This is a genomic window from Escherichia sp. WS1450 (genome assembly GCF_046487395.1).
GTDB classification, from domain to species: Bacteria; Pseudomonadota; Gammaproteobacteria; order Enterobacterales; family Enterobacteriaceae; genus Escherichia; species Escherichia coli.
In genome coordinates, this window is record NZ_JBJQJO010000009.1 from 134,851 (window position 1) to 161,753 (window position 26,903).

At 50.4% G+C, this 26,903-nt stretch carries 26 protein-coding genes and 1 pseudogene; 12 read left to right on the forward strand and 15 right to left on the reverse strand.

All coding sequences use genetic code 11. The features are described from left to right. The first annotated feature begins 4 nt into the window (after positions 1-4). The 4 genes from ACJHYR_RS13330 to rlmA all read left to right on the forward strand — a co-directional run bounded on the left by ACJHYR_RS13330 (position 5) and on the right by rlmA (position 2,302). The gene (locus tag ACJHYR_RS13330; RefSeq protein WP_001006855.1) at positions 5-292 is read left to right on the forward strand and encodes a YebO family protein; all 288 of its coding nucleotides are present in this window, start codon (positions 5-7) and stop codon (positions 290-292) included. A gap of 669 nt (positions 293-961) precedes the next feature. After that, positions 962-1,105, forward strand: coding sequence for a DUF2627 domain-containing protein (locus ACJHYR_RS13335; protein WP_001295496.1), 144 nt, complete (start codon positions 962-964; stop codon positions 1,103-1,105). 12 nt (positions 1,106-1,117) lie between these two features. Continuing rightward, positions 1,118-1,327 carry a transcription antiterminator/RNA stability regulator CspE gene (gene cspE, locus ACJHYR_RS13340; RefSeq protein WP_001062678.1) on the forward strand — a complete coding sequence of 70 codons (210 nt, stop codon included), beginning with the start codon at positions 1,118-1,120 and terminating at the stop codon, positions 1,325-1,327. 165 nt (positions 1,328-1,492) lie between these two features. Next, positions 1,493-2,302 carry a 23S rRNA (guanine(745)-N(1))-methyltransferase gene (rlmA, locus tag ACJHYR_RS13345; protein WP_000010109.1) on the forward strand — a complete coding sequence of 270 codons (810 nt, stop codon included), beginning with the start codon at positions 1,493-1,495 and terminating at the stop codon, positions 2,300-2,302. Here the strand turns inward: rlmA and mntP are convergent. The 5 genes from mntP to manX form a co-directional block, all read right to left on the reverse strand. Continuing rightward, positions 2,299-2,865 carry a manganese efflux pump MntP gene (mntP, locus tag ACJHYR_RS13350; protein ID WP_001306762.1) on the reverse strand — a complete coding sequence of 189 codons (567 nt, stop codon included), beginning with the start codon at positions 2,863-2,865 and terminating at the stop codon, positions 2,299-2,301. The genes rlmA and mntP overlap by 4 nt on opposite strands. 428 nt (positions 2,866-3,293) lie before the next feature. After that, entirely contained in the window at positions 3,294-3,752 is a 459-nt protein-coding gene (locus tag ACJHYR_RS13355) for a DUF986 family protein (protein ID WP_000156255.1), read from the reverse strand. A 55-nt stretch (positions 3,753-3,807) separates the two neighbouring features. Continuing rightward, on the reverse strand, positions 3,808-4,659 hold the full coding sequence (gene manZ, locus ACJHYR_RS13360) for a PTS mannose transporter subunit IID (RefSeq protein WP_000228655.1): 852 nt from the start codon (positions 4,657-4,659) through the stop codon (positions 3,808-3,810). Between the two features lie 12 nt (positions 4,660-4,671). Further along, positions 4,672-5,472: a PTS mannose transporter subunit IIC gene (gene manY / locus ACJHYR_RS13365; protein ID WP_000406928.1), complete on the reverse strand. Its 801-nt coding sequence runs from the start codon at positions 5,470-5,472 to the stop codon at positions 4,672-4,674. 62 nt (positions 5,473-5,534) lie between these two features. Then, positions 5,535-6,506: a PTS mannose transporter subunit IIAB gene (gene manX / locus ACJHYR_RS13370; RefSeq protein ID WP_000150543.1), complete on the reverse strand. Its 972-nt coding sequence runs from the start codon at positions 6,504-6,506 to the stop codon at positions 5,535-5,537. 316 nt (positions 6,507-6,822) lie between these two features. Between manX and ACJHYR_RS13375 the strand changes: the two genes are divergently transcribed. Next, complete coding sequence (locus tag ACJHYR_RS13375) at positions 6,823-6,981, forward strand: protein YoaL (RefSeq protein WP_001327808.1); 159 nt, start codon at positions 6,823-6,825, stop codon at positions 6,979-6,981. Then, positions 6,969-8,525 carry a CNNM family cation transport protein YoaE gene (gene yoaE, locus ACJHYR_RS13380; protein WP_000394985.1) on the forward strand — a complete coding sequence of 519 codons (1,557 nt, stop codon included), beginning with the start codon at positions 6,969-6,971 and terminating at the stop codon, positions 8,523-8,525. The genes ACJHYR_RS13375 and yoaE overlap by 13 nt, the downstream gene beginning before the upstream one ends. 3 nt (positions 8,526-8,528) lie before the next feature. Here the strand turns inward: yoaE and ACJHYR_RS13385 are convergent, their stop codons facing one another. The 4 genes from ACJHYR_RS13385 to pabB form a co-directional block, all read right to left on the reverse strand. Next, positions 8,529-10,127 carry an EAL domain-containing protein gene (locus ACJHYR_RS13385; RefSeq protein ID WP_072837362.1) on the reverse strand — a complete coding sequence of 533 codons (1,599 nt, stop codon included), beginning with the start codon at positions 10,125-10,127 and terminating at the stop codon, positions 8,529-8,531. A 130-nt stretch (positions 10,128-10,257) separates the two neighbouring features. Beyond that, on the reverse strand, positions 10,258-11,622 hold the full coding sequence (sdaA, locus tag ACJHYR_RS13390) for an L-serine ammonia-lyase (protein WP_000624298.1): 1,365 nt from the start codon (positions 11,620-11,622) through the stop codon (positions 10,258-10,260). A 183-nt stretch (positions 11,623-11,805) separates the two neighbouring features. Next, positions 11,806-12,369, reverse strand: coding sequence for a CoA pyrophosphatase (locus tag ACJHYR_RS13395; RefSeq protein ID WP_059328152.1), 564 nt, complete (start codon positions 12,367-12,369; stop codon positions 11,806-11,808). Between the two features lie 3 nt (positions 12,370-12,372). Then, positions 12,373-13,734: an aminodeoxychorismate synthase component 1 gene (pabB, locus tag ACJHYR_RS13400; RefSeq protein WP_001559250.1), complete on the reverse strand. Its 1,362-nt coding sequence runs from the start codon at positions 13,732-13,734 to the stop codon at positions 12,373-12,375. A 73-nt stretch (positions 13,735-13,807) separates the two neighbouring features. Here pabB and ACJHYR_RS13405 point away from each other — a divergent pair, with 73 nt between their 5' ends. Then, positions 13,808-13,987, forward strand: coding sequence for a YoaH family protein (locus tag ACJHYR_RS13405; protein ID WP_000457334.1), 180 nt, complete (start codon positions 13,808-13,810; stop codon positions 13,985-13,987). Positions 13,988-14,106: 119 nt separating this feature from the next. Here ACJHYR_RS13405 and ACJHYR_RS13410 read toward each other — a convergent pair. Then, positions 14,107-14,405 (reverse strand): annotated as a pseudogene (locus tag ACJHYR_RS13410) (DUF1889 family protein). Positions 14,406-14,826: 421 nt separating this feature from the next. Beyond that, on the reverse strand, positions 14,827-15,171 hold the full coding sequence (locus ACJHYR_RS13415) for a RidA family protein (RefSeq protein WP_001295493.1): 345 nt from the start codon (positions 15,169-15,171) through the stop codon (positions 14,827-14,829). A gap of 131 nt (positions 15,172-15,302) precedes the next feature. Here ACJHYR_RS13415 and ACJHYR_RS13420 point away from each other — a divergent pair, with 131 nt between their 5' ends. The 5 genes from ACJHYR_RS13420 to rnd all read left to right on the forward strand — a co-directional run bounded on the left by ACJHYR_RS13420 (position 15,303) and on the right by rnd (position 21,673). After that, the gene (locus ACJHYR_RS13420) at positions 15,303-17,213 is read left to right on the forward strand and encodes an ATP-dependent DNA helicase (RefSeq protein WP_024229702.1); all 1,911 of its coding nucleotides are present in this window, start codon (positions 15,303-15,305) and stop codon (positions 17,211-17,213) included. 57 nt (positions 17,214-17,270) lie between these two features. Continuing rightward, positions 17,271-17,966, forward strand: a complete 696-nt coding sequence (tsaB, locus tag ACJHYR_RS13425; protein WP_059328154.1) for a tRNA (adenosine(37)-N6)-threonylcarbamoyltransferase complex dimerization subunit type 1 TsaB — start codon at positions 17,271-17,273, stop codon at positions 17,964-17,966. A gap of 38 nt (positions 17,967-18,004) precedes the next feature. After that, positions 18,005-18,586, forward strand: coding sequence for a Slp family lipoprotein YeaY (gene yeaY / locus ACJHYR_RS13430; protein WP_000290576.1), 582 nt, complete (start codon positions 18,005-18,007; stop codon positions 18,584-18,586). A gap of 204 nt (positions 18,587-18,790) precedes the next feature. Next, positions 18,791-20,476 (forward strand): long-chain-fatty-acid--CoA ligase FadD, encoded by a 1,686-nt coding sequence (fadD, locus tag ACJHYR_RS13435; RefSeq protein WP_000758422.1) that lies wholly within the window; start codon positions 18,791-18,793, stop codon positions 20,474-20,476. A gap of 81 nt (positions 20,477-20,557) precedes the next feature. Beyond that, positions 20,558-21,673 carry a ribonuclease D gene (gene rnd, locus ACJHYR_RS13440; RefSeq protein WP_001306170.1) on the forward strand — a complete coding sequence of 372 codons (1,116 nt, stop codon included), beginning with the start codon at positions 20,558-20,560 and terminating at the stop codon, positions 21,671-21,673. Positions 21,674-21,726: 53 nt separating this feature from the next. Here the strand turns inward: rnd and yeaX are convergent, their stop codons facing one another. The 4 genes from yeaX to dmlA all read right to left on the reverse strand — a co-directional run bounded on the left by yeaX (position 21,727) and on the right by dmlA (position 26,850). Further along, the gene (gene yeaX / locus ACJHYR_RS13445) at positions 21,727-22,692 is read right to left on the reverse strand and encodes a carnitine monooxygenase reductase subunit YeaX (protein WP_001578477.1); all 966 of its coding nucleotides are present in this window, start codon (positions 22,690-22,692) and stop codon (positions 21,727-21,729) included. A gap of 55 nt (positions 22,693-22,747) precedes the next feature. Then, the gene (gene yeaW / locus ACJHYR_RS13450; protein WP_059328155.1) at positions 22,748-23,872 is read right to left on the reverse strand and encodes a carnitine monooxygenase, oxygenase subunit YeaW; all 1,125 of its coding nucleotides are present in this window, start codon (positions 23,870-23,872) and stop codon (positions 22,748-22,750) included. A gap of 31 nt (positions 23,873-23,903) precedes the next feature. Then, the gene (gene yeaV, locus ACJHYR_RS13455; protein WP_001595838.1) at positions 23,904-25,514 is read right to left on the reverse strand and encodes a BCCT family transporter YeaV; all 1,611 of its coding nucleotides are present in this window, start codon (positions 25,512-25,514) and stop codon (positions 23,904-23,906) included. A 250-nt stretch (positions 25,515-25,764) separates the two neighbouring features. Beyond that, positions 25,765-26,850, reverse strand: a complete 1,086-nt coding sequence (gene dmlA, locus ACJHYR_RS13460; RefSeq protein ID WP_000978487.1) for a multifunctional D-malate/3-isopropylmalate/tartarate dehydrogenase — start codon at positions 26,848-26,850, stop codon at positions 25,765-25,767. Positions 26,851-26,903 lie beyond the last annotated feature (53 nt).

The following is a 26,903-nucleotide window of genomic DNA, read 5'->3' on the forward strand; positions in this document are numbered from 1 at the left end:
TGAAATGAACGAAGTTGTAAATTCAGGCGTGATGAACATTGCGTCTTTGGTTGTATCGGTGGTGGTTCTTTTTATCGGGCTTATCTTGTGGTTTTTTATCAATCGTGCCAGTTCACGGACTAACGAACAGATTGAACTGCTTGAGGCGTTGCTGGATCAGCAAAAACGTCAAAATGCTCTGTTACGTCGTTTGTGCGAAGCAAACGAACCTGAGAAAGCAGATAAAAAGACCGTTGAGAGTCAAAAATCGGTTGAAGACGAAGATATTATTCGTCTGGTCGCCGAACGATAATCCTTCCTCAATCTTGAGTAACCCCGTCGTTGAAGGGTTACTCAATTCATCCTGATTATACGCACTGTCATGGTGCAACTGCTTCAAATTAAAACTCTGGTCTGACTTCAAATAATTATCATATTATTTATTTGCGTAACGGGATATCAGAAAAAGATATTTAGCCCATTAATTTATTAGGATGTTTACATCGGATTTGTGATTAAGCGTGGTATTATTTATTAGCGAAACGTTTCTCTCTTGATTTTTTTGCGCATTCATCAATTTTTCTTATTTTAAATTTACAATACCTTTGTCGATTGACTTCTCTTTGGGGTGATCGATAGCCGTTAACTGACTGTTTTATGAGAAAAAGTGATATAACTTTTTATTCATTGCATAGCAGAAAATGTGATATTGCACGCACTATGTAATAACTTCTCCCACTGGCCTGGAACAACTGAACTTATTGAACTATGTTAGAAAATACGTCAGTTTAAGTATCTGCCTGAACTGGCAAGGTTAAGCACAATGATATATCGGCGCGTATTCCGTTGCATAAGTGTGCAAAAAAAGTGGAAGACGTATCGAGATTTGTGCGTCTGATCGAGACATGTTTAAAAATGGCTTGCCATAATTAACGTTGTATGTGATAACAGATTTCGGGTTAAACGAGGTACAGTTCTGTTTATGTGTGGCATTTTCAGTAAAGAAGTCCTGAGTAAACACGTTGACGTTGAATACCGCTTCTCTGCCGAGCCTTATATTGGTGCCTCATGCAGTAATGTGTCAGTTTTATCTATGTTATGCCTGCGGGCGAAGAAAACAATCTAAGGAATTTTTCAAATGGCAAAGATTAAAGGTCAGGTTAAGTGGTTCAACGAGTCTAAAGGTTTTGGCTTCATTACTCCGGCTGATGGCAGCAAAGACGTGTTCGTACACTTCTCTGCTATCCAGGGTAATGGTTTCAAAACTCTGGCTGAAGGTCAGAACGTTGAGTTCGAAATTCAGGACGGTCAGAAAGGTCCGGCAGCTGTTAACGTAACAGCTATCTGATCGAATCCACTGATCTGAAGTGTGAATACGCTTCAATCTCGCTATAAAGCCTCGTCGAATGCGAGGCTTTTTACTTTGCTTTATCTTCGCTCCAGTCGTTCGGATATTTGCCCGCCGCGTGATTCGCGTTACACTTGCGGCCTTTAGTATCCTGCCGGAGTTGTCATGTCGTTTTCCTGTCCACTTTGCCATCAGCCTCTTTCGCGTGAAAAAAACAGCTATATCTGTCCCCAGCGACATCAGTTTGATATGGCGAAAGAAGGGTATGTCAATCTGCTGCCCGTTCAGCATAAACGGTCTCGTGATCCGGGCGACAGCGCGGAAATGATGCAAGCACGCCGCGCATTCTTAGATGCCGGACATTATCAGCCACTGCGTGATGCAATTGTCGCCCAACTGCAGGAACGGCTTGATGAAAAGGCCACGGCGGTGCTGGATATTGGCTGTGGTGAAGGGTATTACACACACGCATTTGCCGATGCGTTGCCCGAAATCACCACGTTTGGCCTGGATGTCTCGAAGGTAGCGATAAAAGCGGCGGCGAAACGCTATCCGCAGGTCACTTTTTGTGTTGCTTCCAGCCACCGTTTGCCGTTTTCCGATACCAGTATGGACGCCATAATACGTATTTACGCGCCGTGTAAAGCAGAAGAATTAGCGCGAGTAGTGAAGCCTGGCGGTTGGGTCATTACTGCCACGCCGGGACCGCGACATTTGATGGAGCTGAAGGGGCTGATTTACAATGAAGTACATCTTCATGCACCTCATGCAGAACAACTGGAAGGTTTTACATTACAGCAGAGTGCTGAGTTGTGTTATCCGATGCGTCTTCGCGGTGATGAAGCCGTCGCATTATTGCAGATGACGCCGTTTGCCTGGCGTGCGAAGCCAGAAGTCTGGCAAACACTGGCAGCAAAAGAAGTGTTCGACTGCCAGACGGACTTTAATATTCACCTCTGGCAGCGTTCTTATTAACCGTGGAAGTGCGTCCAGAGGATCTGGACGCCGATGCCGATCAGCACCAGCCCGCCGAGAATTTCCGCTTTTTTCCCAATAATTGAGCCGATAAAGCGACCAACCATCATCCCTAATGTCGACATAATCAAGGTTGCACAACCAATGGCCAATGCGGTCGCGATAATGTTGACCTGAAGGAAAGCAAGACCAACACCCACAGCCATGGCATCCAGGCTGGTGGCAATCGCGGTGGTTACCAGTAGCCAGAAACCGTGTCGACGGCGCGGCTCTTCATCTTCATCATCTGCGCCACGAAAACCCTCAATAATCATTCGCCCGCCGAGGAATATCAGCAGCACAAACGCAATCCAGTGGTTCCATTCAAGGACAAACCGGCTGGCTAACATGCCCATTCCCCAGCCGATCAGCGGCGTCAGGGTTTCGACAGCACCAAAAATAAGGCCGGTTCGCAACGCTTCAGAAAATTTCGGTTTATGGAGGGTGGCACCTTTACCGATTGATGCAGCAAATGCATCCATCGACATACCAAACGCAAGAAGAATAGTAGCAGTGATATTCATGACAACGTCCTGACCGGGGTATCCATAAAACACATCATCGCCCCCAGCAAACATGCATACATGAACGACAAACCGCGATGGTTTTCGCGTTCATGCAGGCATAGCGATTGATGTGCATATGGTCTCGCATGACTGAAAGTGTTCAGTCCGTACGTGCCACGTTTTGCAACGAGTATGTTGACACGTACATTTCCGGAATCTGGAAATCGGCTACTCCCCAAATGAGGGCGCAACCTTAACATATTTTGAGAATATAAAACAACTGTTGGAATATATTATTTCATTGCTTTATTGATAACGATTTTCATTTAGATTTATATATCAATGAAACGTTAAAATAAATAACAAATAAGGGAAGGGGTAATATAGCCTAAGCTATGTCTGATTATTAAAAATACACTAAACATAGCTTTGGCTAAATTGATAACTTATTGAGTTGAAACGAGAAGCTTATAAATTTTTTCCAGATCGTCGATATTTCGAACGCGGATTAACAGCCGACGCTGTTCTAATTGCATCACCAACACGCCATCTTCCGACAAGTTCATCGCTTTGATTCGGCTATATTCAATCCAGACATTGGCGAAGAAAAAACCTTTTTGTTTAAAGATGATCTTCGGAACGCGGATCCAGAATATATAAAAACCCATCAGAGCCAGTGCACTTAATAACCATGTTGTTATTAGCGCGCCATGATTCGTGACGTTGTTATAGATAAGAATGACAATCAATCCGACGAAGATAACGCTATCGATGCGACCACGCCGGAGCAAAGGAATTGCCAGCAGAGTGGGGCCGTTACGGCGGGGCATGATGAACTGATCGTAGATCGCGAAGGCCAGGAGTGCGGCGATGAAAAGAATCAGTACCAGGTCCGTGATTGTCATTAATCCTCCAGATAAAAAAAACGGGGCCAAAAGGCCCCGGTAGTGTACAACAGTCTTACAGTCCCAGCAGGCCGCAAGCGTAACCAGCGATACCGATGACGAAGAAGCCAACGATGATCCACAACGGGTTAACTTTTTTGCGCAGTAGCCACATACAGGCAAAGGTCAGCAGCAGTGGTACCAGGCCTGGCATTAACTGGTCCAGAATAGTCTGGACAGTGGTAACGTGTTCTTTGCCCGTCTGGTCAGTAATGCGAGAGACAACCAGCGGGATGTTGACATGTGTCCACTTGTTAACCAATGCCCCCATGACAAACAGGCCGAGGATAGACGCCCCTTCCGTCAGTTTTTGCAGGAAGCCACCACCCATATCTTTAACGATATCGATACCTTTGGAGTAACCATACGCTACGCCGTAGTAACGGGTTGCCAGACGCACCAGGTTAAACAAGATGAAGAACAGCAGCGGACCTAACAGGCTGCCGCTCATTGCGATACCGGCACCCAGCGCTGCAAATACCGGTCGTACGGTTCCCCAGAAGATCGGGTCGCCTACACCAGCCAGCGGCCCCATCAAACCGACTTTGATACCGTTGATAGCACCGTCATCGATCTCTGCGCCATTAGCACGCTGTTCTTCCAGCGCCAGGGTTACGCCGAGAATCGGCGCAGCCACGAACGGCTGGGTGTTAAAGAACTCCAGGTGACGGCGAATAGCTTGTTTACGAGCTTCGTTGTTCTCAGGGTAGAGGCGACGAATTGCCGGTACCATAGAGAAGCAGAAACCCAGTGCCTGCATACGTTCGAAGTTCCATGAACCCTGGAAGAGGTTAGAACGCAGGAAGACGCCACGAATATCACTTTGAGTGAGTTTTTTCTCGGTGGTAGTTTGAGTTGTATCAACCATTTCGCTCACCTGTTAGTCCAGTTCGTTATCGAGATCGTTGTTACCAGGTGCCTGAGCAGGCGCACCGGCTACGCGGTTGTATTTCGGGCTAAGTTGGATGTAGAGCACTGCCATAACAGTACCAATCACACCCAGAGCAACCAGGTTAAAGTTGGTGAATGCTGCGGTTACGAAGCCGAGGTAGAAGAACGGCATCAGGTAGCCAGCACGCATCATGTTGATAACCATCGCATAACCAACCACCACGATCATGCCACCGGCGATATTCAGACCATTGGTCACCACTTCCGGAATCGCGTTCAGCATGTTCTGTACTTCGCTGGTACCAACAGACAGCGCAACGATGACGGCCGGAATAGCCACACGCATTGCTTGCAGGAACAGAGAAGAAACGTGGATCCAGGAAATCGCTGTCAGGTTGCCGTTATCAGCAGCCTTATCCGCAGCGTGCTGGAAAGCAACGGTAATAGTACGAACGATGATGGTCAGTACCTGGCCCGCAGCGGCCAGAGGGATTGCCAGTGCAATACCTGCACCAATGCTCTGATGACCTGCGATAACCAGAATGGTAGAAATGATGGAAGCCAGAGCGGCGTCAGGCGCAACTGCAGCACCGATGTTCATCCAGCCCAGCGCGATCATTTCCAGCGTACCACCGATAATAATACCGGTTTTCATATCGCCAAGAACGATACCCACCAGGGTACACGCGATTAGCGGACGGTGAAACTGAAATTCATCGAGGATTGATCCCATACCTGCGATACAGGCTACGATAAATACCAGCACAATTTGAAGAGTGGTAATCTCCATTGTACTTCTCCTGTTTACGTAAGACTAAAGTGTGAAAACTGAGTGATAATCAACACAATACGTTACTTATCGATTTTGCTGATCAGATCCATCATTTTCAGTTTCGGATCGGTGGAAACCTTACGGACTTCCAGCTCAATACCGCGCGCATTCAGTTTCTTGAACGCCTCGATATCTTTTTCATCAACCGAAACCGCGTTATTCACCTGGGTTTTACCCTGACGGAATGCCATACCACCGACGTTAACAGAGGTGATTTTCACGCCGCCTTCAACGAGACGCTCTACATCTGTTGGGTTGGTAAATAACAGCATTACACGTTCGCCAGCATATTTCGGGTTGTTGTAGACGCGAATCATTTTGGCAACATCAACTACGTGTGCTGTTACGCCCGGAGGTGCAACCTGGGTGAGCAGTGTCTTACGAACGGTATCCGCAGCCACTTCATCACTAACAACAATAATACGGGAGACATTGGTTTCTTTGGTCCAGCGGGTGGCGACCTGACCGTGAATCAGACGGTCGTCGATACGCGCAAGGCCAATAACCATGTAGTCGTTTGGTCCCATTGGTTTTGCCGGAGTTGGAGCCGCTTTTGGTGCTGCGGCAGCGGGTGCTGGCGCGGCTTTTTCAACCGGTTTGGCTTTCAGTGCTTTCACGCCTTCACGGCCTGTTTCTACTGCCAGCGCCACCAGTTCATCAAAGCTTGGGTCATCATCACGGGCCATTAACGTTTCCACGAGCATTGGAATGTTAACGCCTGCAATGACTTCATAATGCTCTTTGTCGACGACAATGCGGCTGGCAGCATTGAACGGGCTGCCTCCCCATGTATCAACGAGAAACAGCACGCCTTTAGTGGTGTCGAGTTTTGCCAACTGAGCGTTGTACTTTTCAATCAGCGTTTCGGCATTTTCTCCTGGAACGAAATCGATCCAGCCGACGTTTTCCTGCTCGCCTAACAGCATTTCTGCGGTTTTAAGCAACTGCTCTGCAGCCCAACCATGTGTGCCTATAACAATAGCAATGGTCACTTGCTACCTCCTTTATTATCGTTAACACCTCAACGTGCCAGATGTATTTTTGAATCGTCGTCCACAATCGAATCGATTCAGATAAGGGCTACAACCAAAAACCCCTGCGTTTCGCGATTTATTTTAGATATCGAAAAAATTATTTTATGTGATGAAGATCCGTAATTTAACTTTCGATTAGCAGAAATTTCGAAAGGTAAAATATCCTTGTCACATTAGTTTGCAAAGGAAGGTAAATCTTTGCCAAATCAGAGGCGTCTCTGATATGTTTAACTCCCGTTTAACAACCATGGAGTATAGGGCAGTAGCCCGCAGTATGGATCGTCACCGACGTCATTTCAGCATCAGGCCTTTTAACGCCTGCCTTTCTGGCACTCTATGCCGCACCTTTCGTTTGCATTTTGTCGTTACGCCTGCATTATTTCTGGCGTCGAATAGCTATTCCTTAAGCAGGAGCTTGTCATGGAATTCTTAATGGACCCCTCAATTTGGGCGGGGCTACTCACGCTTGTTGTTCTCGAAATTGTGCTGGGTATCGATAACCTGGTCTTCATCGCCATTCTTGCTGACAAACTGCCGCCAAAACAACGCGATAAAGCGCGTTTGCTGGGATTATCACTGGCGCTGATTATGCGTCTGGGGCTGCTGTCGCTGATTTCATGGATGGTCACGCTGACCAAACCGCTATTTACCGTCATGGATTTCTCCTTCTCCGGACGCGACCTGATTATGTTGTTCGGGGGGATATTCTTGCTGTTCAAAGCAACAACCGAACTGCATGAACGGCTGGAAAACCGCGATCATGATTCCGGCCACGGTAAAGGCTACGCCAGTTTCTGGGTGGTCGTCACACAGATTGTCATCCTTGACGCCGTCTTCTCATTGGATGCGGTAATTACGGCAGTAGGGATGGTTAACCATCTGCCGGTGATGATGGCGGCGGTAGTGATTGCGATGGCGGTTATGCTGCTGGCATCGAAACCGCTGACGCGATTTGTTAACCAGCATCCAACGGTGGTGGTGCTCTGTCTGAGCTTCCTGTTAATGATAGGTCTGAGTCTGGTGGCAGAAGGTTTCGGTTTCCACATTCCGAAAGGTTACCTGTATGCCGCGATTGGCTTCTCGATCATCATCGAAGTGTTTAACCAGATTGCGCGTCGCAACTTTATTCGTCACCAGTCGACTTTGCCGCTGCGTGCGCGTACTGCCGATGCCATCCTGCGTTTGATGGGCGGGAAACGTCAGGCCAATGTTCAGCACGATGCCGATAACCCGATGCCGATGCCGATCCCGGAAGGTGCGTTTGCCGAAGAAGAACGTTACATGATTAACGGCGTATTGACGCTGGCGTCGCGTTCTCTGCGCGGGATCATGACGCCGCGCGGTGAAATAAGCTGGGTTGACGCTAATCTCGGGGTCGATGAAATCCGCGAGCAGCTGCTCTCCTCACCGCACAGTCTGTTCCCGGTATGTCGCGGTGAACTGGATGAAATCATCGGTATCGTACGTGCTAAAGAACTGCTGGTGGCGCTGGAAGAGGGCGTTGATGTGGCGGCGATAGCTTCGGCGTCTCCGGCAATTATCGTTCCGGAAACCCTTGACCCGATCAACCTGCTGGGCGTGCTGCGTCGTGCTCGCGGGAGCTTTGTTATCGTGACCAACGAGTTTGGTGTGGTACAAGGTCTGGTCACGCCGCTGGATGTGCTGGAAGCCATTGCGGGTGAATTCCCGGACGCAGACGAAACGCCGGAAATCATTACCGATGGTGACGGCTGGCTGGTAAAAGGCGGTACAGATTTGCATGCCTTGCAGCAGGCGCTTGATGTTGAGCACCTTGCCGATGACGATGATATCGCGACGGTCGCGGGCCTCGTGATCTCGGCAAATGGTCACATTCCCCGTGTGGGCGATGTGATTGATGTAGGGCCACTGCATATCACCATCATTGAAGCCAATGATTATCGTGTTGATCTGGTTCGCATTGTTAAAGAGCAACCGGTGCACGATGAAGATGAGTAAGCGTTAACGTAACGGCATAATGGGTGTGATATGTCCATTATGCCGGGCGGGCGGCGGTTGGCTGCCCGCCAGCCATTTGGGAAAATCACGTAGCGGCATCGGCTGTGCGTACAAATACCCTTGCAAAATATGCACGCCATGACGGCGCAAATACTTCGCCTGTTCTTGCGTTTCCACGCCCTCCGCCACCAGTTCAATATTCAGTCTTTGCCCCAGCGCGATGATGATATCGGTCACCGTCGAGTTAACCGCGTCAGAACCTATAGCTGCGGTAAATGACTTATCAATTTTCAGCACGTCAGGACGTAATGTTTCAAGCCAGGAAAACGAACTGTTGCCGGTGCCGAAGTCATCAATCGCCAGTTTGACGTTTTTACGATGCAGCTCGCGGGCAATCCGATAATCAACATCCAGTAAGGCATCGCGTTCGGTGATTTCGAGGATCAGTTGCTGAATCGGGTGAGCGCTAAACCAGTACTGATTGAGATCTTTTATCAGCACACCACGGCGAAAATGACTGGGTGCGACGTTAATGCCAACATGAAACTGACTACTCATTGGGAAAACATGGCGCTGACGAATGGTTTCTGCCATCACATAGCGGGTCAGTGGCACAATTAAATGATGTTCTTCCGCGATAGGAATAAACACATCCGGTGAAATCCAGCCCTGACGCGGATTGTTCCAGCGCAGCAAAATCTCTACACCAATACATTGCTGGCTGTGCGCATTAAGCAAAGGCTGACAGAACAATTCGAACTCATGTTGCGCCAGGCCCAGATTGATTTCGCGGGAAAAGCTCATTCGGTAAGCGGTCGCCAGCCAGGCGATATAGCCCACCAGTAAACTTAGCAGCACCGCCAGCGGTAATTGTGTTGGAAGATAGTGCCATGCCAGCGCCGTAGCCCCCGGGCCATTAACGTTAATGGTAAAAGGAAAGCGTTGCGAAGAAACCTGATAGTTTTCATTGTTTTCAGGTTGCGGAAGGGAATCTACCAGCCCATTACCATAGAGCAAATGCCGACTGTCCACCGTCAGGCTGGCGCTACTGATTTGCGGCAGTTGTGGCTCAAGGAGCATTGCCGTCAGTAAGTCGATGTTAATCATCTCCATGACCCCAGCATTGCTACTGCCCGCTGCAGGTGTCCATTGAATCAAAACCGGACTGCCTTTAATCAGGGCACGGTCGATCGTCAGGCGTAAAAGTGGTTGCGGTGCAGGAAGTTCAGCCAGAATGTCCACGACGGGCACATTGCGATAACCAAAAATGCTGGAGCAATAAAGTGTGCCGTCTTGCACCAGGCCAATGGATCGCACAGTTTGGAGTTTTGCCGCCTGTTTACGTAATGGCAAATGGGCGACAGAGCAGGGCAGACCAATCAGCGGAAGCAAGACTTCGCTACCTGCCTGTAGGGGAAGCAGTACTTTATCTAATTCCTCTACAGCGTGATTGGCGAATTGTACTACCCGTTGTTGATTTAAGTTACGCTGTGAAATAAATCGCATGCTCAGGGTCGAAGCGAGCGTAACGAGTGCGCAAATCGTACAAACAATCATTCGATTACGGCGATAGGTTTTAATGATCCGTTGTGCTTTTTGCATGCGGGCCACCCTGTAAGCGTATGGCGACAAACGCCTGACGCAACAGTGGAAGTGTAGTGGGGAAAATTACAGCAGACGAGAAAGCGGGGATAAATTCGCCCATCCGTTGCAGATGGGCGAGGATAAAGTATTAGTCACACTGGACTTTAATTGCCAGACCACCACGAGACGTTTCGCGGTACTTGGCGTTCATGTCTTTACCGGTTTCGTACATCGTTTCGATAACTTTATCCAGCGAGACGCGCGGCGCGCTGGTGCGACGCAGGGCCATCCGCGCGGCGTTAATCGCCTTGACTGACGCAATGGCGTTACGTTCAATGCACGGCACCTGAACTTGCCCTGCAACCGGGTCGCAGGTTAAACCAAGGTTGTGTTCCATGCCAATTTCCGCCGCCACGCAAACCTGTTCCGGGCTACCGCCCAGCAGTTCTGCAAGACCCGCAGCAGCCATTGAACAGGCAACACCCACTTCGCCCTGGCAACCAACTTCCGCACCGGAAATAGAGGCGTTCATTTTATACAATGCACCAATCGCGCCCGCTGCCATAAAGTAACGGGTATAGATGTCCGGGCTGACCGATTCAATAAAGTGGTCATAGTAAGCCAGCACTGCCGGAACAATGCCACAAGCACCGTTGGTTGGCGCAGTTACCACGCGACCACCGGCGGCGTTCTCTTCGTTAACTGCCAGCGCAAACATGTTTACCCAGTCAATGACATTCATCGGATCGTTAGACAGTTTATCGCTGGAAACCAGCATCCGGCGCAGGGCAGACGCACGACGCGGCACGCGCAGCGGGCCTGGCAGTACGCCTTCGGTGTTCATCCCGCGATCGATACATGCCTGCATGGTTTGCCAGACATGCGCGAAATACTCGTCGATCTCTTTCTTGCTGTGCAGCGCCAGTTCATTCTGCATAGCGAGACCAGACAGCGAATAGCCGGTTTCATTGCAGTACGCGAGCAGTTCGGTGGCAGATTTGAACGGATACGGCACGCTCACTTCGTTGGCGGCATCCTGACCAAAGTGTTCTTCATCGACGATAAAACCGCCGCCGATGGAATAATAAGTTTTGCTGTAGACGACTTCATCGCCGTTATAGGCGTGGATTTGCATACCGTTTTCATGCAGCGGCAGGTTACCGTTATGAAAACGCATCCCGTTGTCGCGCGGGAAATCCACTTCATGCCGCCCCTGTGCCAGCAGCAGACGTTCGCGCTCTTCTACGTCGCGAATAAAACCGGGAATACTGTCGATATCCACGGTGGCAGGTTCGTTACCTGCAAGACCCATAATAATGGCGATATCGGTGTGGTGGCCTTTACCCGTCAGCGACAGTGAACCATAAACGTCCACAGCAACGCGAGTAACGCTATCCAGTAAGCCTTTTTCGACCAGATCATCGACGAACTGTTTACCCGCCTTCATAGGCCCTACGGTATGGGAAGATGAGGGACCAATCCCCACCTTAAACATGTCGAATAGACTAATCACGATAATACTCCTGACAAGGTGACTGGACTTCCAGTAACGAACTAATAACAGCGCATAGTGTAAGAGGGAACGCGGCGACTGGCTTAACTATTCACATGAATTAAACTAATCAAAAACCGCGATTTAACTAATATTGCGATGATTGTCTCAAGTAGTGTTTTGTAGATGTAAAGATAAGTATAGTCAGGGTTTCACACCAATTTGCAGCGCCAGCTCACGAATTATGCCTGCGGTCATTCCCCATACAAAATACTGTTCGTACCAGGACAGCCATACCCGATGTGAATCGCCACGGCGGTAGATATCTAAAGGGTGATAACGACCCAGATGTAATGCCTGGGCGAGCGGCATTTCAAACACCGCCGAGACTTCATCTTCACTGGCGCGATACGGCAGATCGGGCGGGATAATGCCGACCACTGGGGTTACCTGGTAGCCAGTTACGCTATCGACGGGCGGCAGCACGCCGATAACTTCAACGGCGGAAGGCGGTATAGCGACCTCTTCTTCAGCTTCGCGCAGCGCGGCGGCGATAACTGATGCATCCGTGTCATCGACTGCGCCTCCAGGGAATGCCACTTGTCCAGCGTGTTTACGCAGATGAATTGAACGCTGAGTCAGCAACAACCCCGGTTGCGGTCGACGGACGATGGGGATTAACACGGCAGCCTGACGATGATTTAGGGTTTCCCGGTTAATTTGCGGGCGCAATAAAAAATCATCAAGCGTCAGGCTACGGTATTCCACGTCTTACTTCTCCAGTTGGCGTAATATCTTATTAACTTTATCAAAAGTTTCCTGATATTCCGCTTCTTCCTGGCTATCGGCGACAATTCCACCGCCCGCAGAGCAGTATATTTGTCCGTTAATGGCAGTCAGAGTGCGGATAGTAATGCTGGTATCCATGTTGCCGCAAAAGCTCAAATAGCCAATGCTGCCGCACCAGGCATTACGTCGCTGCGGTTCCAGTTCGTCGATAATTTCCATAGCCCGTACTTTCGGAGCCCCGGTTATTGAGCCACCAGGAAAAGCTGCGCGCAGCAGATCGCTGGCGTGTAACTGTTCTGGTAGTTGCGCCGTTATGGTGCTGACCAGATGATGCACGGCAGGGAAGGGTTCCACCACGAACAGCTCTGGTACTTTTACCGAACCGGCTACGGCAACACGACCGATATCATTACGCATTAAATCGACAATCATCAGATTTTCGGCACGATCTTTCGCTGAGTTCGCCAGTTTTTCTGCTTGTTTGCTATCTTCCTGAGGATCGGGCAGGCGTGGTAGCGTGCCTTTAATCGGGCGGGTCTGGATTTCACTATTATCACAAAGGATAAACCGCTCTGGCGAAAGGCTTAAAATCGCACCCTGTTCAAGACGTAAAAAAGCGCTAAACGGCGCGCGGTTGGCCTGATTAAGCTGAAGGAATGCCTGCCATTCATCGCCAGAATAGGTCGTATGAAAACGCTGGGCGAGATTCACCTGATAGCAATCACCACTGTGCAGATATTCCTGTACCTGGCGAAATTTTTCGCCGTACTGCTCGCGGGTCATATTGGATTGCCAGTCGGATGTGAGCGCGAAATCTTCCTGCGGGGAGAATTGCTGGCTTTCCAGCCAGGCCCGACGGGTATTGACATCATTATGACTCAGCAAAGAAACTGTTTGACGCTGGTGGTCAACAACCAGCGCCCAGTCGTAGATACCCACTGCCATATCCGGCAGAACGATATCTTGCTGCGCAATTTCTGGCAGTGACTCAAAACGGCGGCCCAGATCGTAGCCAAACAACCCCAGCGCGCCGCCCTGAAATGGCAAATCTTCGTTATGCGCTGGGCGAATGTCTGCGCGATCCAGCACCTGCTGGAGCACCTGTAGCGGGTCATCAGTGGTCGTTGTGCGTTTTTCGCTTTCACTAACAACGGTTTCTTTACCGAAAGTGGTTAAAGTGCAAATCGGCTCGGCGACCACAATATCAAAGCGGCTATACGGATGATCGGCATAGCCGGAGTGTAAAAGCATCGCCCACGGCAGGTGGCTTAAGCGTGAGAAATAAAATTCAGCGGCGTCCTGACGCCAGGGTAAAGTAATCACAGCGGGAGATAACGTCTTCATCAGTCCTGACTCTACTGGCTATGTGCCGGGTAGCATGAAATAATTAGCGCCAACAATTTAGCAGGAGTTAACAATGTTTGCAGGTTTACCTTCACTCACCCATGAACAGCAGCAAAAAGCCGTCGAGCGGATCCAGGAACTGATGGCACAAGGGATGAGCAGCGGCCAGGCAATCGCGTTGGTGGCAGAAGAGCTGCGTGCCAACCATTCCGGCGAGCGAATCGTGGCGCGTTTTGAGGATGAAGACGAGTAACACACTTATCCGTATCGCTTTCGTTATAGAAGTCAATGGTTATTTGGTTGTGAGAAAAAGGACGCTTTTCATATGTGATTAAAAGCGTCCTGACCCATTTATGCTGATATAAATTTAACTTAGACCAGTGCTTTTAGTTCTTCCTGCATATATGTTGAAAAGTATTCAGGATTTTTAATCACAATGCGTTCACCAGACTCCATTTTTTTGCCCATCCAACCATTTTTTCCGTGAACCCCGGGTTCCAGCCTTCCTGGTCAGCTCGCGCCGTAATATCGGCTGCGCTCGCGGGTACTCCCAGTTCTTTTAAATATTTAAAGATTCCCTTCGCCGTGCTTTCATTCATCGAACTTGGTGTTGGTGCTGATACATCCATGGCACCAATGAAATCCAGGGCTTTATCTATTACAGCAGGCATATTCTTATCCTTAAAATTAACCATGTTATCGATAAGGCTATATATGACCTTAATTTGCATCTAATATCAAAGGGATTATAACGATATGGCACGAGTTAACCTGTTGACATTCAGGTGTTTTAAAGGTAGCAGCTCATGGTGTGTTATCCAGTAAGAGAGAGAAAATTGACGGTCAGTTCTCACGCTATAACCAAATTGTTCAGCTAAGAAAGAAAACCAGAGATGCTAATCGAAGGGCGAACACAACGGCATGGTTATGTTTATTTATATAGTTAGCTTTATAGCTAAAATTGAAAATATAAAAATAAATAATGAATTAGCAGGAGCATCAACAGTAATATCTTAATCTCTGGTCGATTTATGTAAAACCGACCAGTATTATCGATAAATTATCGTCTGACTTATTTTGCTTCGATAAAGCTTACACCGCAGCCACAATCTTAATTTCAACTTTATACTTCGGGTTCATCAAACCCGCTTGTACCGTGCAGCGCACCGGCGCATGACCCGCGACAACCCAGGCATCCCACGCTTTATTCATCGCCGCGAAGTCGTTTTTATCGGCCAGGAAAATGGTGGCATCCAGAATGCTCGATTTATTGCTGCCCTGTTTTTCCAGCACGGCGTCAATCTGCGCCAGCGTGTTGGCAGTTTGCTCGAAAGCATCGGCGTCGAGGTTTTCCGGTACACCAGTGTAGTAGAGCGTGTTGTTGTGGATCACCACATCAGACCAGCGGGCTTCAGCATCGATACGAACGATAGTCATCATTTTGTCCTCATTATACTTCCATTTTCGTGCTGCAAAGACTGCCACAATGTGAGGTCGCCGTCATCACTTCAACTGGCGAAAGCGCCCTCATCCTGACATAATCCCTGTTCAAATCAACAGGGGGTAGTGTGACGGACGATTTTGCACCAGACGGTCAGTTGGCGAAAGCGATACCAGGCTTTAAGCCGCGAGAACCACAGCGACAGATGGCGGTAGCCGTCACCCAGGCGATAGAAAAAGGCCAGCCGCTGGTGGTGGAAGCCGGAACCGGTACGGGCAAAACCTACGCTTACCTGGCCCCTGCGCTGCGGGCGAAAAAGAAAGTCATTATCTCGACCGGTTCAAAAGCGTTGCAGGATCAGCTCTACAGCCGCGATTTGCCAACAGTCTCAAAGGCATTGAAATATACGGGCAACGTGGCGCTGCTGAAAGGGCGCTCAAACTACCTCTGCCTCGAGCGTCTCGAACAGCAGGCGCTGGCGGGGGGCGATCTGCCGGTACAAATCTTAAGCGATGTGATCCTGCTGCGCTCCTGGTCTAATCAAACAGTCGATGGTGATATCAGCACCTGCGTCAGCGTGGCGGAAGATTCACAGGCGTGGCCGCTGGTCACCAGTACCAACGATAACTGCCTTGGCAGCGACTGCCCGATGTATAAAGAATGCTTTGTGGTCAAAGCACGCAAAAAAGCGATGGACGCCGATGTGGTGGTGGTAAACCATCATCTCTTTCTGGCGGATATGGTGGTTAAGGAGAGTGGATTTGGCGAGTTGATCCCGGAAGCGGACGTGATGATCTTCGACGAAGCCCACCAGCTACCGGACATTGCCAGCCAGTATTTTGGTCAGTCACTCTCCAGTCGACAACTGCTCGACCTGGCAAAAGACATCACCATCGCCTACCGCACCGAATTAAAAGACACCCAGCAGTTACAAAAGTGCGCTGACCGTCTTGCCCAGAGTGCGCAGGATTTTCGCCTGCAACTCGGTGAGCCTGGTTATCGCGGTAACCTGCGTGAGCTGTTAGCTAATCCGCAAATTCAGCGGGCATTTTTACTGCTCGATGACACCCTGGAACTTTGTTATGACGTGGCGAAACTGTCGCTGGGGCGTTCCGCCTTGCTGGATGCGGCATTTGAACGCGCCACGTTATATCGCACACGGCTGAAACGGCTAAAAGAGATCAATCAGCCGGGCTACAGCTACTGGTACGAATGCACTTCGCGCCATTTTACTCTGGCACTCACGCCGCTCAGCGTGGCGGATAAATTCAAAGAGTTAATGGCGCAAAAACCAGGTAGCTGGATCTTTACCTCAGCAACGCTGTCGGTGAATGACGATCTGCATCATTTCACCTCGCGGCTTGGCATTGAACAGGCAGAGTCGTTGCTGTTACCCAGCCCCTTTGATTACAGCCGCCAGGCGTTACTCTGTGTGCCGCGCAACCTGCCGCAAACCAATCAACCGGGTTGTGCACGGCAACTGGCGGCAATGTTGCGACCGATCATCGAAGCTAACAACGGTCGTTGTTTTATGCTTTGTACCTCGCACGCCATGATGCGCGATCTTGCCGAGCAGTTCCGCGCTACCATGACGCTTCCCGTGTTATTGCAGGGGGAAACCAGCAAAGGGCAACTGTTGCAGCAATTTGTCAGCGCCGGTAACGCGCTTCTTGTGGCAACCAGTAGTTTCTGGGAAGGGGTGGACGTGCGTGGCGATACATTGTCATTGGTTATTATCGACAAATTGCCGTTTACCTCGCCGGATGATCCATTGTTAAAAGCGCGCATGGAAGATTGCCGTTTGCGTGGTGGTGACCCGTTCGATGAAGTACAACTGCCGGATGCGGTGATTACTCTCAAGCAGGGAGTAGGGCGACTGATTCGCGACGCCGACGATCGCGGCGTGCTGGTGATTTGCGATAATCGGCTGGTGATGCGCCCTTACGGCGCGACGTTTCTCGCCAGTCTGCCGCCCGCGCCGCGCACCCGTGACATTGCCCGTGCGGTTCGTTTCCTTGCGATACCATCCTCCAGGTAATTTGTTACGGAGTATGGTATGATGCGCGCCTTTTTATTGATCTAAGCACGAAGACCCATGCGAATTCTGGCTATCGATACCGCGACAGAGGCCTGCTCTGTCGCCCTGTGGAACGACGGTACTGTCAACGCTCATTTTGAGCTTTGCCCTCGTGAACATACTCAACGAATCTTACCGATGGTGCAGGATATCCTGACCACCAGTGGAACTTCCCTGACGGACATAAATGCTCTGGCTTACGGGCGCGGCCCCGGTAGCTTTACCGGCGTGCGCATTGGTATTGGCATCGCGCAAGGGCTGGCGCTTGGCGCGGATCTGCCGATGATTGGCGTCTCCACGCTAATGACGATGGCGCAAGGGGCGTGGCGCAAAAACGGCGCAACACGCGTGCTGGCAGCCATTGACGCGCGAATGGGCGAAGTTTACTGGGCCGAATATCAGCGTGATGAAAACGGTATCTGGCACGGTGAAGAAACCGAAGCCGTACTCAAACCTGAACTCGTTCATGAACGGATGCAACAGCTTTCCGGCGAATGGGTGACGGTAGGGACGGGCTGGCAAGCCTGGCCGGATCTCGGTAAAGAGAGCGGTTTGGCCCTGTGCGATGGCGAAGTGTTACTGCCCGCTGCAGAAGATATGCTGCCGATTGCTTGTCAGATGTTTGCCGAGAGTAAAACGGTGGCGGTGGAACATGCCGAACCGGTTTATTTACGTAACAACGTCGCATGGAAGAAACTTCCGGGCAAAGAATGAATCTTAAGAGTATGCCCTGAGAAAAAAGGAGTCGCATCATGGCGGTTCAAAAGAATGTTATCAAAGGCATACTGGCAGGTACGTTTGCGCTAATGCTGAGCGGTTGTGTTACTGTGCCGGACGCCATTAAAGGCAGCAGTCCCACGCCGCAACAAGATTTAGTTCGGGTGATGAGTGCGCCGCAACTGTACGTTGGTCAGGAGGCTCGCTTTGGCGGCAAAGTGGTTGCGGTACAAAACCAGCAAGGTAAAACCCGCCTGGAAATTGCCACCGTACCACTGGACAGCGGAGCCAGACCAACTTTGGGGGAACCTTCACGCGGGCGCATTTATGCCGATGTGAACGGTTTTCTTGATCCGGTCGATTTTCGTGGACAACTGGTTACGGTAGTCGGGCCAATTACCGGTGCGGTTGACGGCAAAATCGGCAACACGCCCTATAAATTTATGGTGATGCAGGTAACGGGTTACAAACGTTGGCATTTAACCCAGCAGGTGATTATGCCGCCTCAGCCGATTGATCCATGGTTTTATGGCGGTCGTGGCTGGCCCTATGGCTACGGTGGATGGGGCTGGTATAATCCCGGCCCCGCGAGAGTACAAACTGTTGTAACTGAATAATTGCTTGTTTTTAAAGAAAAAGAAACAGCGGCTGGTCCGCTGTTTCTGCATTCTTACGGTAAAGATAAAAATAAATAGTGACGCGCTTCGCAACCTTTTCGTTGGGTAATTATCAAGCTGGTATGATGAGTTAATATTATGTTAACGGCATGTATATCATTTGGGGTTGCGATGACGACGAACACGCATTTTAGAGGTGAAGAATTGAAGAAGGTTTGGCTTAACCGTTATCCCGCGGACGTTCCGACGGAGATCAACCCTGACCGTTATCAATCTCTGGTAGATATGTTTGAGCAGTCGGTCGCGCGCTACGCCGATCAACCCGCGTTTGTGAATATGGGGGAGGTGATGACCTTCCGCAAACTGGAAGAACGCAGTCGCGCGTTTGCCGCTTATTTGCAACAAGGGTTGGGACTGAAGAAAGGCGATCGCGTTGCGTTGATGATGCCTAATTTATTGCAATATCCGGTGGCGCTGTTTGGCATTTTGCGTGCCGGGATGATTGTCGTAAACGTTAACCCGTTGTATACCCCGCGTGAACTTGAGCATCAGCTTAACGATAGCGGCGCATCGGCGATTGTTATCGTGTCTAACTTTGCCCACACTCTGGAAAAAGTGGTTGATAAAACCGCCGTTCAGCACGTAATTCTGACCCGTATGGGCGATCAGCTATCTACGGCAAAAGGCACGGTAGTCAATTTCGTTGTTAAATACATCAAGCGTCTGGTGCCGAAATACCATCTGCCAGATGCCATTTCATTTCGTAGCGCCCTGCACAACGGCTACCGGATGCAGTACGTCAAACCCGAACTGGTGCCGGAAGATTTAGCTTTCCTGCAATACACCGGCGGTACCACGGGGGTGGCGAAAGGCGCGATGCTGACTCACCGCAATATGCTGGCGAACCTGGAACAGGTTAACGCGACCTATGGTCCGCTGTTGCATCCGGGCAAAGAGCTGGTGGTGACGGCGCTGCCGCTGTATCACATTTTTGCACTGACCATTAACTGCCTGCTGTTTATCGAACTGGGTGGGCAGAACCTGCTTATCACTAACCCGCGCGATATTCCAGGGTTGGTAAAAGAGTTAGCGAAATATCCGTTTACCGCTATCACTGGCGTTAACACCTTGTTCAATGCGTTGCTGAACAATAAAGAGTTCCAGCAGCTGGATTTCTCCAGTCTGCATCTTTCCGCAGGCGGAGGGATGCCTGTTCAGCAAGTGGTGGCAGAACGTTGGGTGAAACTGACTGGACAGTATCTGCTGGAAGGTTATGGCCTGACCGAGTGTGCGCCGCTGGTCAGCGTTAACCCGTATGATATTGATTATCATAGCGGTAGCATCGGTTTGCCGGTGCCATCGACGGAAGCCAAACTGGTGGATGACGACGACAACGAAGTACCACCGGGTCAACCGGGTGAGCTTTGTGTCAAAGGACCGCAGGTGATGCTGGGTTACTGGCAGCGTCCGGATGCTACCGATGAGATCATCAAAAATGGCTGGTTACACACTGGCGACATCGCGGTGATGGATGAAGAAGGATTCCTGCGCATTGTCGATCGCAAAAAAGACATGATTCTGGTTTCCGGTTTTAACGTCTATCCCAACGAGATTGAAGATGTCGTCATGCAGCATCCTGGCGTACAGGAAGTCGCGGCTGTTGGCGTACCTTCCGGCTCCAGTGGTGAAGCGGTGAAAATCTTCGTAGTGAAAAAAGATCCATCGCTTACCGAAGAGTCACTGGTGACTTTTTGTCGCCGTCAGCTCACGGGCTACAAAGTACCGAAGCTGGTGGAGTTTCGTGATGAGTTACCGAAATCTAACGTCGGAAAAATTTTGCGACGAGAATTACGTGACGAAGCGCGCGGCAAAGTGGACAATAAAGCCTGAGCGTTAAGTCAGTCGTCAGACGCCGGTTAATCCGGCGTTTTTTTTGACGCCCACTAAAGAGAATACAATTTGAATTACCAAATGATTACCACGGACGATGCGCTGGCTTCTTTGTGTGAAGCTGTCCGTGCCTTTCCGGCGATAGCCCTGGATACTGAATTTGTTCGTACGCGCACCTATTACCCGCAGCTGGGTCTAATTCAACTTTTTGATGGTGAGCATCTGGCGCTAATTGATCCTCTCGGGATCTCCGACTGGTCACCGCTGAAGGCGATCCTGCGCGATCCGTCCATCACAAAATTTCTCCATGCAGGCAGTGAAGATCTGGAAGTGTTCCTCAATGTCTTTGGCGAATTACCACAACCCCTGATTGACACGCAAATCCTTGCTGCCTTCTGCGGACGCCCGATGTCATGGGGTTTCGCTTCCATGGTGGAAGAGTATTCCGGCGTTACGCTGGACAAGAGTGAATCGCGCACCGACTGGCTGGCCAGACCGCTGACCGAACGTCAGTGTGAATACGCAGCGGCGGATGTCTGGTATCTGTTACCGATCACCGCCAAGCTTATGGTAGAAACGGAGGCCTCCGGCTGGCTACCTGCGGCGCTGGATGAATGCCGCCTGATGCAAATGCGTCGTCAGGAAGTCGTTGCACCGGAAGATGCCTGGCGTGATATCACCAATGCCTGGCAGTTACGCACACGCCAACTGGCCTGTCTGCAACTGTTAGCCGACTGGCGACTGCGCAAGGCGCGGGAGCGCGATCTGGCGGTGAACTTTGTCGTGCGTGAAGAGCATTTGTGGTCGGTAGCGCGTTATATGCCGGGAAGTTTAGGCGAACTGGACAGCCTGGGCTTATCCGGTAGCGAAATCCGCTTTCACGGTAAAACGCTGCTGGCGCTGGTGGAAAAAGCGCAGACATTGCCGGAAGAGGCCTTACCGCAGCCGATGCTTAACCTGATGGACATGCCGGGTTATCGTAAAGCGTTTAAAGCGATTAAGTCGCTGATTACTGACGTGAGCGAAACGCACAAGATCAGCGCCGAATTGCTGGCATCGCGTCGGCAAATCAACCAACTGCTGAACTGGCACTGGAAACTGAAACCGCAGAACAATTTGCCGGAGCTGATTTCCGGCTGGCGTGGTGAGCTGATGGCGGAAGCATTACACAATTTATTGCAGGAATATCCGCAGTAAAATCTTCCGAAGCCGGACTGGGCGCGCTCAGCGCCACATCCGGCTTCGGCAAACTACAAATCCAACACCAGGCGTTTACCCTTCGCGCGCGAACAACAGATCAACATACTTTGCTGGCTGGCACGCTCTTCATCGCTAAAATACTGATCCCGATGGTCAGCTTCACCTTCCAGTATTGCCGTTTCGCAGGTTCCGCATACCCCTTCACGACATAAACATTCCACTTTCGCTGCTTTATTATTTTCAATAACCTGCAAAATAGTCATCTCTTCCGGCACCACAAACTCTTTACCGGAACGGGCAAGCACCAGGGTAAATGCATCGCCGGTTTTGTCTTCGATAGCAAATTGCTCAAAGTGCAGCGTATCGGCGGCGATGTCCAGACGCGCAGCTTCACTTCTTACCGCTTCATTTAGCGCCTCGGGGCCACAGGTATAAACATGTGTGCCAGGTTCGATATCCGCCAATAATCGCGCTAATTCCAGTCGTGTTCCGGTTGATGAATGATGCAAATGGACTTTCTCAGCCTGCGGATGCTGGACTAGCTCATCACGAAATGCGCAACTTTCTGGATTTCGCGTGCAGTAATGTAGCTGCCAGTCGACGTCGCTGTGTTGCAACTCTGCCATGTACGACAGGAAAGGGGTGATACCAATGCCGCCCGCGATAAACAGATGCTTTCTGGCCGAGGGAATTAGCGCAAACAGGTTATTAGGCGTTGAAATCGTTAACCGATCGCCCACTTTTACCTGCTGATGCAAAAAGCGGGAACCGCCGCGCGAGTTTTCCTCCAGTCGAACGGCAATCTGATAACAACTGGTGTCATGCGGCGAACTCAGTAGTGAATACGCATTGCTGTACTCGTTATCACCATCGCTCATCTGCACAATGACGTGACTTCCTCCGGTAAACGCAGGTAATGGTTTGCCATCGGTTGCCACCAGCATGAAGCGTTTCACCTGTTCGGTAAGCGGTTCAACCTGGCTCACCTGTACTTCAAACATTTGATAGTCTGACATTGCTGTACTCCATCAAAAATCAGCCCAGCGGCGGAAAATACCGCCGCCGATGTCATTAGTCCTTAAACACCTGCGCCAGCAGATTATGGAAGTGGGCGATACCATGTTCGGAAATTCCGCTACCGCTACTGTCGGCCATGATGCGCCCCTGACCACGATAGCCACGCGATTTCAGCCCTTTCTGTACGCTTTCAACCAGACGTAAATCTTCCGGACGGAACACATCGCGATACCACTCAATCAGCGATTTTTGCTCGTCGGTTAACTCTTCATTGGTGAAGTAAATATCGTAGTTTTGCAGGGTAGTTTCAGAATCCACCGGGAATTCATAAATGATCGTCATCATCCCTTTGATCGGGGTGACGTTCAGCATCGTGCACGGCCACAGCCAGAAACCGTGGAATGCCGCATCCGTGCCCTCTTCGAATTTGAAAGACTGTTCTGACGGTTTGGCGAAACCGTATTGCAGCGTCCAGTTACCGTGCATGGTGTGCCAGTAACGATCAACCTGAACGGAGTCGGAGAAACCTGGATGCGCCGGACCACAGTGATAGCACTCGAGATAGTTATCGACAATGTTCTTCCAGTTGGCAGGCGTGAGGGTGGTAAAGCGGGCCGCCAGTTTCAGATCGTGGACTTCCGGGCAGGCTTCCAGCACTTTCGCGCCCAGACCGGGTAACTGATCTTCTACGCTGGTGGCGTTAGGGTCCATGTTGATGAAGACGAATCCTGCATATTCTTCCAGACGCACCGGAACCAGTTGCGCTTTGTCGCTATCGAAATTGGCGACGTTTTCGCAGTTACGTGCATGGGCCAGGTTACCATCGAGTTTGAATGCCCAGGCGTGATACGGGCAGGTAATCACATTTTTCGCTTTCCCTTCGCCGCTCAATACTTGATGACCACGGTGCGGGCAAACGTTATAGAACGCGCGCAAAACCTTATCACGACCACGTACCAGCACGATGCTTTCGCCAATGATCTCACGCGTCACATAATCATTGGCATTCGCCAGTTCGCTGCTATGAGCGACGCAAATCCAGCTTTTGGCGAAGACGTTCTCTTTTTCGTGTTCAAAGGCGTTCTGATCGGTATAAAAACGGGCAGGAATGGTCCACGCCTCTTGCGGGTTAGCGCAAAAATTTTCGGGTAGTACAAAGTCAGGGCTCAGATTGCTCATAGGGTTACCTTTATCGTTAGGATGATGGCGCTCAGTTGTCGCCTTTGAATACGGTTCCCGCAGGGAGCACTGGCGTTTTTTCCGGGGCTTCAACCGGTGTCTGCGGGAGATAATGTTCAACTTGATGAGCCGGAATGTCGGCGTAATCCTGTTTCAGCCAGCGAATAAATCCGCCGACTTTCACCAGTAAAATGACGAGGAACGGAAGGGCTGTGAGTACGACGGTGGTTTTCATCGTTTCCAGCGACGCGCCAGTGAAAAGAATTGAAAGCGGGATCAGGGTAATTACCACGCACCAGAAAAGACGCAGCCCACGGTCAGGATCGTCACCTTCCTGGAGATTACGCGTACTGGTTGCCGCCATGGTGTAGGCCACCGCATCCATATGCGAGGCAAGGAAAATAATCATCACGCCCAGGTATGCGGCGAGGAACAATTTACCGGCTGGCAACGACATCAGAACTTGCTGCACAGCTGTCTCGCCGCCCAGTGTTTCCAGCACCTGTGGGACGTTGATTACGCCATTGATAAACTGGTGAATGGCATAGCTTTCCATTACGCCGAAGAAGAACCAGCAACCGACGGTGCTGCCGAGGATCAGTCCCCAGATAACTTCTTTAATCTTACGACCGCGGGAAACGCGGGTGACAAACATTGCTACGCCAGGCGTGTATGAGATCCACCACAGCCAGTAGAAAACGGTCCAGTTGCGGGTAAATGATCCATCGCCAAGCGGATCGGTGAATAAGCTCATTTGCAGGAAGTTTTGCGTGGTCAGGCCGATGGCATTGATGATGCTGTTGGTAATAAATTCGGTTGGACCGACAATCAGCACCAGTAATGGCAGCAGGAACGCGCCCCAGCCAACCATTTTGCTCAGACGTTGCAAACCGTTGTTGATACCAATCCACGAGCTTAGGCAAAAAATGCCGCCGGAAAGCAGGATCACAAATGCCTGCACGGTGAAGTTATCGGGTAAACCGGTCAGCGCGGAAAGCCCACGAGTAAAGGTTGCTGCGGTAACAACAAGGGAAATGGTCAGCGCACCGACAGTGGCGATCAGGAACATCAAATCGACCAGTTTTCCCCACGGGCCTTGCGGGCGAACGCCGGTAATCGCGGCAATAATGCCGGAAAGGCTCAGCCCTTTATTTTTCCGCACATGAAAGTGATAAGCCATGATTAATGAGGCCAGCGTATAAGTTGCCCAGGCGCTGATGCCCCAGTGGAAGAAGGAGTAGGGAACGCTAAATTCGAGTGCCTGTTGTGAACGCGGTGCGATATTTAATCCAGGCGTTTGATAATAATAGGCCCATTCAGCAACCCCCCAATAAAGCGTAGAAGAACCTAAACCGGCACAAATAAACATAAACAGCCAGGAGAGCGTGCTGTATTCCGGTTTTCCTTCGCCAAGACGAATATTGCCGTATTTACTGGTGGCTAAATAAATCACCAGTCCCATTGCCAGCAAAACCAATACCTGTACGGCGGAACCTAACGTACGCGTAACAAAAGTGTATATTGCGTTGGCCGCGTCGGCCGATTGTTGTGGGAAAAGGCTTAATGCAGCTGCGATGAAAAGAATGGCCACCAGGCTGATGCTTATCAGCGGCACATCTTTTTTCTTAACATTGCTCATCATGAGTCATCTCCTGGGCATAAAAGCCCGTCTCTGGCTTTTGCCAGTTGTAATTATTTGCAGGGTAATGAGTTGTATGTTGTGTTTAACAAATTGATTATTTGCATGTTACATAAATTAAACAATTAAGAATACGGAAAGCCATAAAACACGAAACGGAAACAATAAAAGGTGAAATGACGCAGGTTATTAACTGCAAAGAACGAATAAAAAAACCGCGTCAGTGACGCGGTTCAAATAAACTGGTTTGACCTTAACGCAAAATAATTTTGCAAATCGCGTCGGCAACCTGTGGCGTGGTGGCATTGCCTTTCATATCAGGTGTTTTCGGCCCGTGAGCAATCACTTCTTCAATCGCGGCCAGAATACCGTTATGCGCTTGCTGGAAACGCTCATCGCCATTGCCGAGAAAATCGAGCATCATTGCACCGGCCCAAATTGTGGCGATAGGGTTAGCAATGTTTTTCCCGTAGATATCCGGCGCGGAACCGTGGACTGGCTCGAAGAGCGACGGGAAAGTGCGTTCCGGATTCAGGTTGGCGGATGGGGCAATGCCAATGGTGCCGGTGCAGGCCGGGCCAAGATCGGAAAGGATATCGCCAAACAAATTGGACGCCACTACCACATCGAAGCGTTCCGGCTGCATCACAAAACGTGCGCAGAGAATGTCAATATGCTGCTTGTCCCAGCAGATCTCCGGGTAATTCTCGGCCATTGCTTCCACTCGCTCATCCCAGTACGGCATGCTGATGGCTAAACCGTTCGATTTAGTGGCAGAAGTTAGCGTCTTACGTGGGCGGCTTTGCGCAAGTTCGAAGGCATAACGCAAAATGCGATCGACACCACGACGCGTAAATACCGATTCCTGAATGACGACTTCATGCTCTGTACCTTCATTCACTCTGCCGCCGAGCGAGGAATATTCGCCTTCGGTGTTTTCCCTGACCACGTAAAAATCGATGTCGCCAGGCTGTTTTCCCGCCAGCGGGCAGGGAACGCCAGGAAAGAGACGAACCGGGCGCAGGTTGACGTACTGGTCGAATTCACGACGAAATTTCAGCAGCGAACCCCACAACGAAATATGGTCCGGAACGGTGTCCGGCCAGCCGACGGCACCAAAATAGATGGCGTCGAAACGGCTAAGTTGCTCATGCCAGTCGTCCGGCATCATTTTACCGTGATGGCTGTAATACTCGCAGCTCGCCCACTCCATTTGCTCAAAACTCAAGGCGAAGCCCCAGCGCTCAGCGGCAGCCTGTAACACGCGAATCCCTTCAGGAAGGACTTCTTTACCAATCCCGTCTCCCGGGATCGCAGCAATACGCATCGTTTTCATCATTGGGTTCTCACTTCCTGACCATCAAAATTGACAACATCACCATCCTATAATTG

Coding starts and splice junctions, on each gene's coding strand:
- yeaX (WP_001578477.1), bottom strand. CDS start 22,692: ATGTCAGACTATCAAATGTTTGAAGTACAGGTGAGCCAGGTTGAACCG.
- rlmA (WP_000010109.1), top strand. CDS start 1,493: ATGTCGTTTTCCTGTCCACTTTGCCATCAGCCTCTTTCGCGTGAAAAA.
- ACJHYR_RS13335 (WP_001295496.1), top strand. CDS start 962: ATGTGTGGCATTTTCAGTAAAGAAGTCCTGAGTAAACACGTTGACGTT.
- pabB (WP_001559250.1), bottom strand. CDS start 13,734: ATGAAGACGTTATCTCCCGCTGTGATTACTTTACCCTGGCGTCAGGAC.
- ACJHYR_RS13405 (WP_000457334.1), top strand. CDS start 13,808: ATGTTTGCAGGTTTACCTTCACTCACCCATGAACAGCAGCAAAAAGCC.
- mntP (WP_001306762.1), bottom strand. CDS start 2,865: ATGAATATCACTGCTACTATTCTTCTTGCGTTTGGTATGTCGATGGAT.
- yoaE (WP_000394985.1), top strand. CDS start 6,969: ATGGAATTCTTAATGGACCCCTCAATTTGGGCGGGGCTACTCACGCTT.
- dmlA (WP_000978487.1), bottom strand. CDS start 26,850: ATGATGAAAACGATGCGTATTGCTGCGATCCCGGGAGACGGGATTGGT.
- rnd (WP_001306170.1), top strand. CDS start 20,558: ATGATTACCACGGACGATGCGCTGGCTTCTTTGTGTGAAGCTGTCCGT.
- tsaB (WP_059328154.1), top strand. CDS start 17,271: ATGCGAATTCTGGCTATCGATACCGCGACAGAGGCCTGCTCTGTCGCC.
- yeaV (WP_001595838.1), bottom strand. CDS start 25,514: ATGATGAGCAATGTTAAGAAAAAAGATGTGCCGCTGATAAGCATCAGC.
- yeaW (WP_059328155.1), bottom strand. CDS start 23,872: ATGAGCAATCTGAGCCCTGACTTTGTACTACCCGAAAATTTTTGCGCT.
- yeaY (WP_000290576.1), top strand. CDS start 18,005: ATGGCGGTTCAAAAGAATGTTATCAAAGGCATACTGGCAGGTACGTTT.
- ACJHYR_RS13415 (WP_001295493.1), bottom strand. CDS start 15,171: ATGACTATCGTTCGTATCGATGCTGAAGCCCGCTGGTCTGATGTGGTG.
- manZ (WP_000228655.1), bottom strand. CDS start 4,659: ATGGTTGATACAACTCAAACTACCACCGAGAAAAAACTCACTCAAAGT.
- manY (WP_000406928.1), bottom strand. CDS start 5,472: ATGGAGATTACCACTCTTCAAATTGTGCTGGTATTTATCGTAGCCTGT.
- cspE (WP_001062678.1), top strand. CDS start 1,118: ATGGCAAAGATTAAAGGTCAGGTTAAGTGGTTCAACGAGTCTAAAGGT.
- ACJHYR_RS13330 (WP_001006855.1), top strand. CDS start 5: ATGAACGAAGTTGTAAATTCAGGCGTGATGAACATTGCGTCTTTGGTT.
- ACJHYR_RS13385 (WP_072837362.1), bottom strand. CDS start 10,127: ATGCAAAAAGCACAACGGATCATTAAAACCTATCGCCGTAATCGAATG.
- ACJHYR_RS13355 (WP_000156255.1), bottom strand. CDS start 3,752: ATGACAATCACGGACCTGGTACTGATTCTTTTCATCGCCGCACTCCTG.
- ACJHYR_RS13375 (WP_001327808.1), top strand. CDS start 6,823: ATGGATCGTCACCGACGTCATTTCAGCATCAGGCCTTTTAACGCCTGC.